The sequence below is a fragment of the Actinoplanes sandaracinus genome (assembly GCF_030009775.1).
Taxonomy (GTDB): Bacteria; Actinomycetota; Actinomycetes; order Mycobacteriales; family Micromonosporaceae; genus Actinoplanes; species Actinoplanes sandaracinus.
This window is the reverse complement of the sequence record NZ_JASCTH010000004.1, coordinates 341,975-356,331: the sequence shown is the minus strand read 5'-3', so window position 1 is coordinate 356,331 and position 14,357 is coordinate 341,975. Positions and strand designations below refer to the sequence as shown.

Here is a 14,357-nt window from a genome sequence, read left to right as displayed (position 1 = left end):
GGCGGGATGCGCCCAGGAGGCTGTCCGGCCTCGGGTGCGTCCGGCAGGATGCCGGCCACAGGCCAGTGCGTCGCCTGTAGACCCGCCGGCGCGGCGGCCGGCCCGGATCCCGCCCCGCCCCGCAGCGCCGCCGGGTCACGAAGCCCCCTGCCCCAGCCGGCCCGTGAACCGCCCACGATCGAAGCAACACGTAGAGGGCCGACCGCCGGACGGCCGCGGATCGGCTCCCCCGCGCGCCCCGGCCGAGCCGTGACATCGAAGGGACGGCTATCCGGCGGAGGGTAGGCTCACGAACGAGTCAGACCGGGCGGAAAGGATCCCTCATGGCTGTGACCAGCACCTTCACGGTGAAAGGCATGACCTGTTCGCACTGCGTCCAGTCGGTCACCGAGGAGCTCTCGGCGCTGCCTGGAGTCACCGGCGTGCAGGTCGACCTCTCGTCCGGCGGGGTGACCGTGGCCAGCGAGGCGCCGCTCTCCGATGAGGCGGTGCGGGCAGCGGTCGACGAGGCCGGCTACGAGCTCGCGGATGCCTGACGACAAGCACGAGGCGGGAGCGGAAGACGCCGGGGAGCCGGCGTTCGGGCTGGCCCGGCGTGACGGGCCGGAGGGTTCGGGTTTCCGCTTCGCCGCCATCGGCGCCCTGCTGATCGTGGTGCTCTTCGCCGGTTACGGTCTCGGCCGCCTCAACACCGGCAGTGCGGCAGGTGGCGGCCCGGCGGCGGCGACGTCCCCGGCCGTGCCGTCGGCGAGCCCGTTCGACGAGAGTCAGCCGCACGTGCACGGCGCCACCGCTCCGATCGGCGCGACTGGCGTCGGCGGGGCAGGGGGCGCGGCCGTCGGCGGGCTTTCGCTCAGCGGCGGCGGTCTCACCCTGACTCCGCTGATCACGACGTTCGATGCCGGCCGGTCGCAGCGGCTGGACTTCACGATCAACGGGCCGAACGGCGCGCCGGTCACCACCTATGCGGTCGTGCACGACCGGCCGCTGCACCTGATCCTCATCCGCCGTGACCTCACCGGCTTCCAGCATCTACACCCGGTGATGGCGGCCGACGGCACGTGGAGTGTCGACATCACCCTGGCCGCGCCCGGCTCCTACCGCATGATCGCTGACTTCACCGCGCTGTTCGGCGGGGACCAGGTGGTCAGCAGCCTGGGCAGCGACCTGACGGTCGCCGGCGATTACGCCCCGCTCATCGTTCCGGATCCGGTGCGGGCCGCGACCACTGACGGTTTCACGGTGGGGTACGAAGGAACGCCCGCCACCGAGTCCACCCAGCCCTTGCTGATGACCGTCACCGACGGCGCCGGCAAGCCGGTGACGGTCGAACCGTACCTGGGTGCCTACGGCCACCTGGTCGTGCTCCGTCAGGGTGATCTCGGTTACGTCCATGTGCACCCGGAGACCCAGCTGGTCGACGGCAAGGTCAAATTCTGGCTGGCCGCGCCCAGCCCCGGCACCTACCGGATGTTCTTCGACTTCCAGGTCGCCGGGAAGGTCTCCACAGCGGCCTGGACCGTCGTCGTCAGTTGATGAGCGAGGCCAGGGCCGGTGTGACACCCCACTGGCCGGTCAGTGAGTCGTACTCGGCCCGCTGATCGTCGGTGGGGGTGGCGCCGGTCCGCCGGGCCCGCAGCATCAGGTTGCGCGGGGTGTGCGCCGAGTCGATGAACTCGACCACGTCGACGCGATATCCGTGCAGCCGCAGCAGCGCGGCACGCAGCGAGTCGGTCAGCACGTCGGCGAACCGCTCCCGCAGGATGGCGTGGCGGGTGACCTCGGCGTACGGCGAAGGGGCCGGATTGCCCTTGAGCTGCGCGGCGATGTCATGGTGGCAGCACGGGGCGGCCAGCACCCACCGTGCCTCCCAGCCGACCGCCCGGGCCAGCGCCTGGTCGGTCGCCGTGTCGCAGGCGTGCAGCGCGAGCACCAGGTCGGGGGCGAACGGCAGCTCCGCCTCCTCGATGGTGCCCGCGACGAACGTCACATCCTCGGAGCAGCCGAGTTCGGCGGCGACGGCGCTGTTGCGTACCCGCTGATCCTCGCGGACGTCGACGCCGACGACCTGGACGTGCGCGCCGCGCCCGGACAGATATCGGTAGGCGGCGAAGGTGAGGTAGGCGTTGCCGCAGCCCAGGTCGACGACGCGCAGCGGCGACGGAAGATCGTCGGGCAGGGTCGCGGCGAGCGCCCGCAGGAAGGCGTCGATCTGGCGGCGTTTCGCCGCCGTGCCGCCGATCACGGAGAAGAGCGGGTCACCCGGATCGAGCAGCCACTGCTTGGCCCGGTCGTGCCCCTCGAGCGCGCGCGGCGCGGCGACCGCGGCGGACCGGTGCACCTGGGCGTCGCCCTTCTTCGTCACCCTGACCTGGACCGTCGACGAGCCGGTCTCCACGTGCCAGTTGCCGAACGGCTCGGCCAGCAGCGCGTCGACCGCCGCTGCGGCCTCGTCGCCGTCGACGTTTCGCGTGTACGGCCGCGCGCCGTCATCGGTGACGATCTGCAGTTTCCGCCCGTGTTTGAGGGTGACCGGGCGCACCTGGGCGCGAGCCACCGAGGGCGCGTGCCCCCGGCGCCGGCCGGCCGCGACGGCCCGGGTGAGGCCCGGTGCGAGCAGAAGTTCGCGCACCTCGGCGAGGACTGTTTCGAGCGGCTCTGGCATGGGTTCCATTCTGCCCGGCGCCCGGGATGTCCCCTCGGGGCTGTCGATCCGGGGCGACCGGGCACGTGGCCCGTCACCGCATCCGTTTGTCCCGGTGACCTCGCGGGTGGGGCGGTGACCGGGCAGGCGGTCGTGGAGGCGTAGGCCCGCTGCCAAGAGCGGCTCAACGCCGTACCCTGGTCGCGGGTGGAGCGGGACGCCCTCCTCATCGAGGTGGCGACACCGGCTCGACATCGAACTGCCGGCCGAGTCGTGGGGGCGCTGGACGTGACGGATCCATTCGGGCCCGAGGTGGTCGCGCAGATCGCCGACCACATGAACGGCGACCACGCCGACGACAACGTGCTGATCGTGCGGGCGCTGGGCGGTGTGCCGGAAGCGACCGCGGCCCGGATGACCGGGATGGATCAGGAAGCGATGATCTTCGCGGCGAGCGTCGGCGGGGCCGAGGCCGAGGTCAGAGTGCCGTTCACCGAACGGCTGACCGAGCGCCGGCAGGTGCGGGCTGAGGCCGTCCGGATGTACCGCGAGGCCTGCGAGAAGCTGGGCGTGCCGGCCCGCCACTGAAACGGCGGCCCGGCACGGGCAGGTGAACTCAGCTCTCGGTGGTGGTTCCCCCGCCGGCTTCGGAGCCGCCGGAGAGATCACTGTCGGTCGTGCCGGCGGTGCGGCGACGCCGGCGACGCGGCGGGGCCGCCTCTCCCGCGGCCGAAGCGTCAGCCGAGACGGGCGCGGCGTCAGCCGAAGCCGGCGCGGCGTCAGCGGTAGCCGGCGCGGCGTCAGCGGTAGCCGGCGCGGCGTCAGCGGTAGCCGGCGCGGCGTCAGCGGTAGCCGCGGCGCCCTCGGAGGGTGCGGCACCGCCCTCGGAGAAGGGCAGCGCGGTCGCGGCGGGCCGGCGACGGCGGGTCCGGGAACGGGGCGCCGCGGGGGCGGCCTCCACCGTCGAGTCCGCTGCTTCCGGCGCCTCCAGAGTGGGGGCGTCGGAGGACGACGAGACCGGGGTGGTCGCCTCAGGCGCACCGGGACCGTCCTCGACGACCCGGCGACGGCGACGCTCCCGCTTGGGGCGCTCGCTCACCTCTGGCGAAGCCGAGCCGGAGCCCGGCGTGGAGCCCGACCCGGAACCGAATCCCGAACCCGAGTTCGACGACGAACCGCGGTCGTCGCGGGAGCGCCCGCGGGTGTTGTTCCCCCGGGTACGGCCACCACCCCGCCGCCCGACGGTGCCCAGGTCTTCCTCGACCTCCGCGGAGAGCCCGGCCCGGCTGCGCTCGGCAGTCGGCAGGGTGCCGGAGATCTCGGTCGGGATGTCCAGGTCGTGGTAGAGCGCCGGACTCGTGTGGTAGGTCTCCGGGGGCTCCGGCATGCTGAGACTGAGCGACTTGTCGATCAGCACCCAGCGCGGCATGTCCTCCCAGTCGACGAAGGTGACCGCGACGCCAGTGGCGCCCGCCCGGCCGGTGCGGCCGATGCGGTGCGTGTAGGTCTCCGGGTCTTCCGGGCAGTCGTAGTTGATCACGTGGGTGACACCCGACACATCCAGCCCGCGGGCCGCCACGTCGGTCGCCACCAGCACGTCGATCTTGCCGCTGCGGAACGCCCGCAGCGCCCGCTCACGGGCGCCCTGGCCCAGGTCACCATGCACGGCCGCGACCGCGAAGCCGCGGAAGTCGAGGTCTTCGGCGACCCGGTCGGCGGCCCGCTTGGTGCGGGTGAAGATCATCGTGAGGCTGCGGTCCTTGGCCTGCAGGATTCGAGCCACCATCTCCAGCTTGTTCAGCGGGTGGGTGCGGTACACGACCTGCTTGGTCAGCGGCGAGGCGGCGCTCTCGGTGGTGTGCCCGGCGTGGATGGTGACCGGGTTGTGCAGGAACCGGCGGGACAGGGCCACGATCGGGTCCGGCATGGTCGCCGAGAACAGCATCGTCTGCCGCTTCGCGGGGATCATCGCGAGGATCTTCTCGACGTCCTCCAGGAAGCCCAGGTCGAGCATCCGGTCGGCCTCGTCGAGGACCAGCGCCTTGACCGAACCCAGCTTCAGCATCTTCTGCTTGCACAGGTCGAGCAGCCGGCCGGGGGTGCCGACCAGGATCTCGACGCCCTTTTTGAGAGCCTCGACCTGCGACTCGTAGGCCACCCCGCCGTAGATCGGCAGGACCCGGACGCCCCGGGTGCTGCCCGCCGCCGCGAGGTCGCGGGCCACCTGGATGCCCAGCTCGCGGGTGGGAACGACGATCAGAGCCTGCGGCTGGCCGTCGGCGCCCTCGGAGGGGGCGAGGACCCGCTCCAGCAGCGGAAGGCCGAAGCCGAGGGTCTTGCCGGTGCCGGTGGGCGCCTGCCCGATCAGGTCGGTGCCCCGCAGGGCGATCGGCAGCGCGTACTCCTGAATGGCGAACGCGTGGGTGATCCCAGCCTTGGCCAGGGCCTCCACCGTCTCGGCCCGGACACCCAGCTCAGCGAAGGTGGGGCTGTCGGGACGGACCGGTGCACGTGTGGTGACGGGTACTAGAGCCTGCTCAATATCGGTCATGAAGTTTTACGGGTGCCCTCTCGTGGTGCGCCCGTCGAATGTCTGGGGCGCGGTCTCGTATAGGCGCGGGCCACACGCTGTAGGAAGCGGGCCGCACGCGCGATCGCCAAACCCCTGGCTGATGAAACAAGCCGGTCGATTTGGCGACGACGGACGTCAGTCTACCCGACCTGGGGCCGGACGCACCCGAGAGCAAGTTACGCGAGGGTGCCCTGAGACCAGGGCACCCTCGTGATGCGAAAAAAACTTCAGCGAGTGGTGAAGCCGAACGGGCGGTGCGACGCCTCGGCGATCTCCACGTAGGCCACCTTGGCGATCGGGATGATCACCTTGCGGCCCTTCTCGTCAGTGAGTGTCAGGACGCCGTCCTTGGCCAGAGCATCCGTCACGGCCTGCTCGACCTCTGCCGGGGTCTGAGCACTCTCCAGCACAAGCTCGCGCGGCGACTGCTGCACGCCGATCTTGACCTCCACGGGGCCCCTCCTCCAGAAAACATCCACCGACGGGAGTCAACCGTCTACCGATCGAAAGGCTATCCGATTTCCGGTGCCATTCCGGCCGTTGAACCGCCCTGCAGCGGGAAGCTGGCGATCCCGCGCCAGATCAGTGCAGCTACGAGCGCTTCGGCTTCCGCTTTAGGCGTACGCCGTCCGTTCGCTAGCCAGAACTGTGCGGCCTGCCCGGCCGCCCCGGCGAGGCCCGAGGCGAGGAGCTCGGCCTGGTCCGGGCGGAGGCCGGTGTCCGAGATGATGGTGTCCGTCACGGCGGCGATGCAGCCCTGCTCGACCCGTTCCACCCGCTGGCGGACCTGGGGGTCGTTGCGCAGGTCCGACTCGAAGACGAGCCGGAACGCCTCACTCTCGTGATCCATGAAGTCGAAGTACGCCCGAACGGCGCCTTTCACACGATCCTTGTTGTCGGGGGACGACATCATGGCCCCGCGCACCTTGGCGATTATCGCGTCGCAGTGCGTGTCCAACAGGGCCAGGTAGAGCTCCAGCTTGCCGGGGAAGTGCTGGTAGAGAACAGGCTTCGAGACGCCCGCCCGCTCCGCGATGTCGTCCATCGCGGCGGCGTGGTAGCCGTGCGCGACGAAGATCTGCTGCGCGGCGGCCAGCAATTGCTTGCGGCGCGCCGAACGGGGCAGGCGTGTGGGACGTGTGGTCTGTGGCCCGCCGGACGCAGCGGTCATTTCTGTGAACCTCCAGGGGGTCGGGTCCCCGCGGTCTGTCGTCTCGGTTTGCCCGGATCGGCGCATGTCGCGGTCGTGCGGGCAATTGTCGCGACGCTGCAACTTATCGCCACTGCAACGACACGGTAGCCTCAGCGGGGGCGAGCGAGGAGCACGCGGTGGATGAATCAGGGCATTCCGGAGACACGGGAGCCTCAGCGGGTGGCAACGGCGCCGACTCGCATGACCGCACACGGGTGAACGGCTGGGCCGACGACGAGAGTCCGTGGCCCAACACGGGAGCGGCATTGGAGCAGGGAGTGGACACGCCACCTTGGCGGCGCCCGTCCGACGGGCGGACCTTCGGCCGGCGGCAGATCCCGGCGGAGCGCCCGCTCGGGGCCGCGCCTGCTTCCGGGGTCCCCGCGCCACCCGCGAGTCCTGAGATTCCCCCGTCCGGGTCACCGGAGGCGTGGTCCGCCGACCGGAGCCGGCTCGCCGACATCCTGGGCCACCACCGGCGTCCCCCGGTGACACCGTCGCCGAACAGCGCGCCGCCCTACCCGTACGAGGGTGACCTCGACGACTCCTACCAGCCGCGGGCCGCCGTCCCGACGCCGCGGCCCGACTGGCTGCCCGAGCCGGTTCAGGGTCCGCCTCCGGCCGCCCCGGTCTCCGGCGAACCCGGCCGATCCCGGCACGCTCTGGTGACCGACACCCTCGCTCAAGGGCTGCCGCGGTTGGACAGCCCGGCGGCCGACGCTTCGGCGTACGATTCGCCGGGATTCCCCCGCCGGCCGTACGAGCCGGTGCCCGATGTCACACCGACCTACAACCCGCCCGCCGCCGTTCCCGGTTTCCCCGGCCAGCAGGCCGATGATCCCGAGACCGACGGCGAACAGCACGGGTCACTCCCGCAGCGCGTCCCGGCCCAGCCGGACGTCCCGAGAGTTCCGGAGCCGCCCTCCGTGGAACCGTCGGCCGAAGCGCCCGCCCTCGCCCGCATCGCGACGCACCTGCGCCGCGGTGATGTCGTGCCCGCCCAGGAACGCCAGGAGGGCTTCGACGTCCAGGACATCCTCGCCGCGGTCCGCGAGGTCGCCGGGGTCCGGGACGCCTCGCTGCGGGCCACTCCGGCCGGAGCGCACAGCCTCCGGCTCGACCTCGCCGACGGCGCCGACGCGGCCGAGGTGAGCCGCCAGGTCGCCCGGCTGCTCCAGGAGCGGATGGGCCTGGACGCGGCCATGCCCGGCGACACGCCGGCCGCCCTGCGGCCCGCACGCTCCGCACCGGCGGCGCCGCCCGCACCGGCCGCGCCGCGCCCGTCCAGCGCCCCGGTCTCGTCGCCGCGCAACCCGCTGCTGCCCAACCAGCCCGTCCGGGCGGCCCGGGCCGCGGTGCCGGTCGCCCCGGTCTCCAGCCCGTCCGCCCCGGTCTCCAGCCCGTCCTACAGCCCGTCCGCTCCGGTCTCCAGCCCGGCGGCCCCGGCTCCGGTCTCAGCGGCGCCCGCCCCGGCCCCGGTCCGTGTTCCGGCCCCCGCGCCGGTCTCGGCGGCGCCGGTGTCCGCGATGCCGCACACTCCGCCGGCTCCGCCGTTGGAGACGAGGGAGCCCCGGGAGCCGAGAGAGTCCAGGGAGCTCAGGGATTCCCGGCCACAGGTGCTCAACACGGGTGCCGCACTGGTTCCCGCCGACGCCTCCAAGCCACGCCCACTGGACCCGGGCGACACCCCCGGCCCGCGCGTGATCATCGAGAACGTGCACGTCAACACGTTCGGCGCGGACGCCACGGTGGAGGTGCGGCTGCGCGCCGGGGGCCGGACCGCCTCGGGTGTGGCCACCGGTCCGGCCGTCGACGGCTACCTTCTCCGCCTCTGCGCGACGGCCACCGCCGGCGCCGTCGACGAACTGCTCTCCGGTTCGCAGCACGAGGACGGCCCGGCCCGCTGCTTCGTCGAGCACGCGGCCGCGGTCTCCTTCGGGCCGATGCAGGTCGCGGTGGTCGTGCTGCTGCTCTCCTGCGGCGGTGGCTGGGTCGAGCAACTGGCCGGCTCGGCCGTCGTCACCGGCGACGACCGGCACGCCATGGTGCGCGCCACACTATCCGCGGTCAACCGGCGGCTTGAGGCACTCTTGGCTTGATGAAGGGTGCGATTCTGGCCGACGACAGCTCGCTGTTGCCGGAATACGAGGTTCCTCCGCCGTGGCCCGCGCGCCGGGTCACGGTCAATGGCGCGATGCTGCATGTCCGTGACACGCCGGCGCAGAGCCCGGACGCCGAGCCCGCGGTCTACGTGCACGGTCTCGGCGGCTCCTCGCAGAACTTCACCGACCTGGCCGGCCTGCTCGCCGACCGTCTCGACGGTCAGGCCGTCGACCTGCCCGGTTTCGGTTACAGCGACCCGAGCCCGCGCTATTCGATCGCGGCCTTCGCCGCCACCCTGATCGACTGCCTGGAGCACTCCGGCCGTGGCCCGGTCCACCTGATCGGCAACTCGCTGGGCGGCTCGATCGCGGTGCGGGTGGCGGCGCTGCGGCCCGACCTGGTCCGGACCCTCACGCTGATCTCCCCGGCCATGCCGTTCCTGGACCCGCGCCGCACCGCGCAGGGCCCGGTCCTCCCTCTGCTAGCCGTCCCCGGCGCGGAACGCCTGATGGCCTGGGCGCTCACCCGGATCACCGCGGAGGAGATGGCCGAGCAGGTGCTGGCCGCCTGCTTCGGCGACACGTCCAAGGTGCACCCGCAACGCCGCGCCGAGGCGATGGAGGAGATCCAGCTCCGCTACACGGTCGCCCACTACCCCAAGGCCTACCTGGGCACTCTGCGCGGCCTGGTCGGCAGCTTCCTCCGGGCGTACCTGCCGGGCGTCAACTCGCAGTGGCGGCTGGCCGCCCAGATCCAGGCGCCCACGCTGGTGATCGGCGGCCTCAACGACCGCCTGATCGACCCGCGCGTGCCGGTCCAGGTCGCCCGCGTCGTGCCGGACAGCCGGCTGCTGATCCTGCCCGGCGTCGGCCACGTCGCCCAGATGGAGGTTCCCCGCCTGGTGGCCCGCGCCGTCGTCGGCCTCCTCGACGATGTCCGCACGGTCACTCCCGGTCGCTGACCCGCCGCTGGTTCCGGTGGTCCGGCACGCCCGGCTCAGTTCCTTTTCTCTCGTACGGCCAGAGAAGCACCGTGAGCCACGACGCGAGGCGCTGCGCCCTCGCGGTCCCGGCGCGACTCTCGGGCTGAGGCGACACGTCACCGGGCGGTCAGGTTGCGTGATGTAGCGAAGGGCACAAGATCTTCCCCGGGGCGGGAGCGGTGCACGATTTTGTGCCAATCTGGACACCTATGATCTCTCCTGTCCGGCCCGCTCCCGAGCCTCAGCCCCTGTCCCGGGAAGACCGGTGGCGACAGGCCTGGCTGGTCGTGCTGGCCGCGGCGCTGGTCCTGCTGACGGTGGTGGCGGTCGGGAGGCCGTTCGGCGAGCCGGGCCCGCCCGGTAACGCCGCCTCGGCCGTGTCGCCGCCGATCCCGCAGCTCGCACCGGGCGCCTCGGCCGTACCGTCGCAGGCGCCTGACGGAGTGGCCGTGACGTCGGAGCCGCCCGCATCGCCGGCCCCGGCCGAGCCTCCGTTTCCGGCCGAGGGTGTGCTCCGGCTCGACGGGGACACGCCGGTCACGGGTTCCGGCGACTTCGAGTTCGTGAACGAGCGCGGCCCGGTCGCCGGTTCCCAGGGCACGATCCGCCGGTTCAAGGTCGCCGTGGAGAAGGGCAGCGGCGAGGACGTCGCCGGGTTCGCCGCGCAGGTGCGGGCGGTCCTGTCGGACGAGCGGAGCTGGATCGGCGCCGGACGGTTCCGGCTGCAGATGGTGGCCGGCGCCGACCAGGCCGACTTCACGGTCTACCTGGCCACCCGGGAGACCGCGGGCCGGATGTGCGAGCGGGGTGGCACGAACATCCGGATCGGCGGGGTGCCGTACACCTCGTGCCGGGTCACCGGTAAGGCGATCATCAATCTGGATCGCTGGCGCGGTTCGGCGCGGCCCTACGTGGAGGCGGGGACCGGGCTCGCCGCGTACCGGCAGTATGTGATCAACCATGAGGTCGGGCACGAGTTCGGCCACCGGCACGAGGGCTGCCCGGTCTCCGGCGGGCCGGCGCCGGTGATGGTGCAGCAGACGCTGACTCTGCGCGGCTGTGTCCCCTACTCGTGGCCCCGTCGCGACGGTCAGGATCTCTCCGGCCCACGCCTCTGATCCCACGCCCCGACCTGTGGTTTGCGCAGTTCTGGTACGGAAATCCGAAAGTCCTGTGACAGGCGGGGAGTCATGGCAGGCTGGCGCTTGCTATGGCAAACGCGACAAATGGCCCCCTTGACCCGAACGCCGACATCGACCGGCGTGGCCGGGCCGAGCGTTCCCGCGCCGAGGCCGCGCCCCCGGCCCCCGCCGGCACGCCCGCCTCCGCATCGTCCCGGCGCCGCACCGTGCCGGCCACGTCCACCACGGGCCGGACACCGGTCACCGCACCGGCCGAGCCGGCGCGGAAGACCGTGCGCACGAGCGCGGCCACCGAGAAGCCGACCCGAGCGGCGGCGGCCCGGAAGCCCGTCACGGAGAACGCCGGACCGCCGGTCAAGCCGGCCGCGGCGGTCAAGTCGACCTCGTCCCGGGCGACCACCGGGCGTTCCCCGGCCCGCAAGACGGCCACCGCCAAGGCGCCGGTGGAGGCGCCGGCGGACCAGCCCGAGGAGACGGCCCCGCCCCGGCCGGCCCGTCGCCGGAGCGCTGCGGCCACACCCGCCCCGGAACCAGTCGACCGCGAACCGGTCCGGCGCGCCACCAGGCCGGCGGCCGAACCCGCCGCGGAGACGGCGCGACCCGCGGGGCGTACCCCGAGAACCGGACCGGCGACCGCGAGCCGCGGGATCACGCCGGACACGCAGACGCGGGGCCGCCGTCCGGCCCGGACCGCGCTGGACGGACCGGCGGGAGCGGACCGGCCGGCGCTCACCGCCGGCGGGCCTGAACAGCCCGGACCGTCCCTCCCTCCGCCCGAGATGACCCGGGGCATCCTGGAGCTCGCGGCCGAACGCCTCGCCGCCTCGACGCGGCTCGCCGAGCCGGAGCCGCGGCCTCTCGCCGACGGCGACCCGATGGCGGCGCCGGGCTCGTACGTGAACCCGCGTGCCACCGGTTCGCGCCGGGCCAGCCGGACCGTTCCCGGGAGTGCCCGCCCGCCGGCCGGCCCGGTCGAGGGCGCCCGTCCGCCGGACGCCGACGTGGAGCGGTGGGACGGCGCGTCGGCTGAGAACGGGTGGCTCGGGCTGCCCGGAGCACCGGAGCGACCCGGCCGAGGCGACGAGACCGCGCACATCGCCGGTTCGGACGTGCGCCGTGCGGCGACCGTCTCCGAGCCGTTACCGGACTCGCTCGATGCCGGCCGGACCGATCCGCGGCCCGCCGGTTCCGTGGGCGGCGCCGGGCTGGACGACCAGTACCCGCGGACGATGAACCGGCCGGCGATCGGGCTGCCGGCGAGTGTGCGGCTGCCGGCCGAGTTGCCGGACAACCTCTGGCCGCCGAAGCACATGCTGGAACGGAATCTCACCGAGAACATCTACGTCCCGGCCGCTGTGCCGTTCCGGACCGAGGACGCGGACGCTGTTGCTGAGGCTGAGCAGGCCGTGGACGAGCGCGTCTACGTCCCCCCGGCGCCGTCGTCGCCCGAGCGGCACCGCAGCGCCGTGGAGGTCTTCCGGGAGGACGAGCACGAGGACGAGCCGGAACCCGACTTCCTGCCGTCCGTGCTGTCGCGGGAGGACGACGAGAGCGAGTACGTCCCGTCGCACTCGCGGTCCACGAGTTCGGCACGGCACGCGGCGGCGGAGACGGTCACCGCACGGCGGACCCGGCGCCGCCGCAGGGCGATGCTTCTCACATACCTCCTCGCGGTGGTCCTGGTGTTGGTCGTCGGGCGCGAGTTGCGCGGCGATGAGCAACCGCTGGCGCCCGGGCGGGAGGCCGCGCAGCGCGCGGCCGAGCCGGCGGGCGTGGGACCGGCGGCCGCACCGGAGCCGGCGGCGCCGATGAAGGCCGAGCCGGCCGAGCCCGGCGCCGTTGAGGCGCCCGGGGTGGCGGAGGCGGGCGAGTTCGGTTATGCCCGGAGCCGCGGTCCGATGCTGGGCAGCGCCGGCCGGCTGTACCGCTTCCGGGTGGCGGTCGAGAAGGTCGTCGAGGACACCTCGCCGGGCGAGTTCGCCGAGAAGATCGACGAGACCCTGGGCGACGGGCGGAGCTGGACCAACGACGGGCGGCTGCGGCTGCGCCGGATGCCGAAGGCCGGCGCCGATGTGGACTTCACCATCTACCTGGCCTCGGCGAAGACGTCCGAGCAGATGTGCGCGGCCGGCGGGCTGAACACCGAGGGTTTCACCTCGTGCCGGCTGCCCGAGAAAGTGATCATCAATGCCGACCGGTGGGCCGGCGCGGTGCCCGACTACGAGGGCCGGATCGGCGAGTACCGGCAGTACACGATCAACCACGAGGTGGGACACGAGCTCGGTCACGGGCACGAGGCGTGCCCCGGTGAGGGCGAGAAGGCGCCGGTGATGATGCAGCAGACGTTCGGTCTCAAGGGCTGCACCCCGAACGCCTGGCCCTACCTGGACGGCAAGCGGTATGCCGGAAAGCCGATAGCCTGAGTTATTCCGCGATCCCGCATGTCGGGCCGTGGCCAACGTCATGGATGCCGTCGTGCGAATCGAGCAACAATGGGCGGCGATCCTTACCACCGAACCCGGGGAGTGAACTGTGGCTCTGCCCCCGCTCGTCGAGCCGGCCGCTGAGCTGAGCATCGACGAGATCCGGCGCTATTCGCGTCACCTGATCATCCCCGACGTCGGGATGGACGGGCAGAAGCGGCTCAAGAACGCCAAGGTCCTCGCCGTCGGCGCGGGCGGCCTCGGCTCGCCGACCCTGCTCTACCTGGCCGCGGCCGGCGTGGGCACGCTCGGCATCATCGACTTCGACACCGTTGACGAGTCGAACCTTCAGCGCCAGATCATTCATGGTGTCTCCGACATCGGCACGCCCAAGGCGGAGTCGGCGGCGCGGAGCATCGCCGAGGTCAACCCGCTGGTGAATGTGGTCATCCACAACACCGCGCTGGACCGCGACAACGTCAAAGAGATCTTCAGCCAGTACGACCTGATCGTCGACGGCACCGACAACTTCGCGACCCGTTACATGGTCAACGACGCCGCGGTGCTGCTCGGCAAGCCCTATGTCTGGGGCTCGATCTACCGTTTCGACGGCCAGGCCTCGGTCTTCTGGGAGGAGCACGGTCCCTGCTACCGCTGCCTCTACCCGGAGCCCCCGCCGCCCGGCATGGTCCCGAGCTGCGCCGAGGGCGGCGTCCTCGGCGTGCTCTGCGCGTCGATCGGCTCGATCCAGGTCAACGAGGCGATCAAGCTGATCACCGGCATCGGTGAGCCGCTGGTCGGGCGCCTGATGGTCTACGACGCCCTGGAGATGGAGTACCGCAAGATCAAGGTTCGCAAGGACCCGAACTGCGCGCTCTGCGGCGAGAACCCGACGGTCACCGACCTGCTGGAGGACTACGAGGACTTCTGCGGCGCGGTCTCCGAGGAGGCGCAGGAGGCGGTCACCGGCTCGACGATCACCGCCCGCGAGCTCAAGGAGTGGCAGGACAGCGGCAAGGACCTGTTCCTGGTCGACGTCCGCGAGCCCGCCGAGTGGGAGATCAACCGGATCCCCGGCGCCGTCCTGATCCCCAAGGGCGAGATCCTGTCCGGCGAGGCGCTCGCGAAGTTCCCGCAGGACCGGCAGATCGTGCTGCACTGCAAGTCGGGCGTGCGCTCGGCCGAGGCCCTCGCCGCGATCAAGGTGGCCGGCTTCAAGGACGCCGTGCACGTCCAGGGCGGCATCGTCTCCTGGGTCAACACGGTCGACCCGTCGTTGCCGTCGTACTGATCTCACGG

The 14,357-nt window shown here is 72.3% G+C and carries 12 protein-coding genes; 8 read left to right on the top strand and 4 right to left on the bottom strand.

The window, feature by feature from the left end; genetic code table 11:
- The first annotated feature begins 323 nt into the window (after positions 1-323).
- Entirely contained in the window at positions 324-536 is a 213-nt protein-coding gene (locus QLQ12_RS08500; protein ID WP_282758408.1) for a heavy-metal-associated domain-containing protein, read from the top strand.
- Positions 529-1,536 carry a hypothetical protein gene (locus QLQ12_RS08495; RefSeq protein WP_282758407.1) on the top strand — a complete coding sequence of 336 codons (1,008 nt, stop codon included), beginning with the start codon at positions 529-531 and terminating at the stop codon, positions 1,534-1,536. The genes QLQ12_RS08500 and QLQ12_RS08495 overlap by 8 nt, the downstream gene beginning before the upstream one ends.
- Here QLQ12_RS08495 and QLQ12_RS08490 read toward each other — a convergent pair.
- The gene (locus QLQ12_RS08490; protein ID WP_282758405.1) at positions 1,529-2,665 is read right to left on the bottom strand and encodes a class I SAM-dependent methyltransferase; all 1,137 of its coding nucleotides are present in this window, start codon (positions 2,663-2,665) and stop codon (positions 1,529-1,531) included. The genes QLQ12_RS08495 and QLQ12_RS08490 overlap by 8 nt on opposite strands.
- A gap of 267 nt (positions 2,666-2,932) precedes the next feature.
- Between QLQ12_RS08490 and QLQ12_RS08485 the strand changes: the two genes are divergently transcribed.
- Positions 2,933-3,232 (top strand): DUF2470 domain-containing protein, encoded by a 300-nt coding sequence (locus QLQ12_RS08485; protein ID WP_282758404.1) that lies wholly within the window; start codon positions 2,933-2,935, stop codon positions 3,230-3,232.
- A gap of 28 nt (positions 3,233-3,260) precedes the next feature.
- Here QLQ12_RS08485 and QLQ12_RS08480 read toward each other — a convergent pair whose 3' ends face one another.
- The 3 genes from QLQ12_RS08480 to QLQ12_RS08470 form a co-directional block, all read right to left on the bottom strand.
- Entirely contained in the window at positions 3,261-5,195 is a 1,935-nt protein-coding gene (locus QLQ12_RS08480) for a DEAD/DEAH box helicase (protein WP_282758403.1), read from the bottom strand.
- Between the two features lie 248 nt (positions 5,196-5,443).
- Entirely contained in the window at positions 5,444-5,668 is a 225-nt protein-coding gene (locus QLQ12_RS08475; RefSeq protein WP_106315613.1) for a DUF3107 domain-containing protein, read from the bottom strand.
- A 59-nt stretch (positions 5,669-5,727) separates the two neighbouring features.
- Positions 5,728-6,387 carry a TetR/AcrR family transcriptional regulator gene (locus QLQ12_RS08470; protein WP_282758402.1) on the bottom strand — a complete coding sequence of 220 codons (660 nt, stop codon included), beginning with the start codon at positions 6,385-6,387 and terminating at the stop codon, positions 5,728-5,730.
- Positions 6,388-6,686: 299 nt separating this feature from the next.
- On the opposite strand from QLQ12_RS08470, the gene QLQ12_RS08465 reads away from it, so the two are divergent.
- The 5 genes from QLQ12_RS08465 to moeZ all read left to right on the top strand — a co-directional run bounded on the left by QLQ12_RS08465 (position 6,687) and on the right by moeZ (position 14,349).
- The gene (locus QLQ12_RS08465; RefSeq protein ID WP_282758401.1) at positions 6,687-8,507 is read left to right on the top strand and encodes a Daple; all 1,821 of its coding nucleotides are present in this window, start codon (positions 6,687-6,689) and stop codon (positions 8,505-8,507) included.
- On the top strand, positions 8,507-9,472 hold the full coding sequence (locus QLQ12_RS08460; RefSeq protein WP_282758400.1) for an alpha/beta hydrolase: 966 nt from the start codon (positions 8,507-8,509) through the stop codon (positions 9,470-9,472). The genes QLQ12_RS08465 and QLQ12_RS08460 overlap by 1 nt, the downstream gene beginning before the upstream one ends.
- A 230-nt stretch (positions 9,473-9,702) precedes the next feature.
- On the top strand, positions 9,703-10,611 hold the full coding sequence (locus tag QLQ12_RS08455) for a DUF3152 domain-containing protein (protein ID WP_282758399.1): 909 nt from the start codon (positions 9,703-9,705) through the stop codon (positions 10,609-10,611).
- Positions 10,612-10,703: 92 nt separating this feature from the next.
- Positions 10,704-13,058 carry a DUF3152 domain-containing protein gene (locus QLQ12_RS08450; protein ID WP_282758397.1) on the top strand — a complete coding sequence of 785 codons (2,355 nt, stop codon included), beginning with the start codon at positions 10,704-10,706 and terminating at the stop codon, positions 13,056-13,058.
- Positions 13,059-13,167: 109 nt separating this feature from the next.
- Positions 13,168-14,349: an adenylyltransferase/sulfurtransferase MoeZ gene (gene moeZ, locus QLQ12_RS08445; RefSeq protein ID WP_282758396.1), complete on the top strand. Its 1,182-nt coding sequence runs from the start codon at positions 13,168-13,170 to the stop codon at positions 14,347-14,349.
- Positions 14,350-14,357 lie beyond the last annotated feature (8 nt).

Excerpts from the sequence above, each read along its gene's own strand:
- QLQ12_RS08460 (WP_282758400.1), top strand. The coding sequence starts at position 8,507 with ATGAAGGGTGCGATTCTGGCCGACGACAGCTCGCTGTTGCCGGAATAC.
- QLQ12_RS08455 (WP_282758399.1), top strand. The coding sequence starts at position 9,703 with ATGATCTCTCCTGTCCGGCCCGCTCCCGAGCCTCAGCCCCTGTCCCGG.
- QLQ12_RS08450 (WP_282758397.1), top strand. The coding sequence starts at position 10,704 with ATGGCAAACGCGACAAATGGCCCCCTTGACCCGAACGCCGACATCGAC.
- QLQ12_RS08480 (WP_282758403.1), bottom strand. The coding sequence starts at position 5,195 with ATGACCGATATTGAGCAGGCTCTAGTACCCGTCACCACACGTGCACCG.
- QLQ12_RS08490 (WP_282758405.1), bottom strand. The coding sequence starts at position 2,665 with ATGCCAGAGCCGCTCGAAACAGTCCTCGCCGAGGTGCGCGAACTTCTG.
- QLQ12_RS08495 (WP_282758407.1), top strand. The coding sequence starts at position 529 with ATGCCTGACGACAAGCACGAGGCGGGAGCGGAAGACGCCGGGGAGCCG.
- QLQ12_RS08470 (WP_282758402.1), bottom strand. The coding sequence starts at position 6,387 with ATGACCGCTGCGTCCGGCGGGCCACAGACCACACGTCCCACACGCCTG.
- QLQ12_RS08500 (WP_282758408.1), top strand. The coding sequence starts at position 324 with ATGGCTGTGACCAGCACCTTCACGGTGAAAGGCATGACCTGTTCGCAC.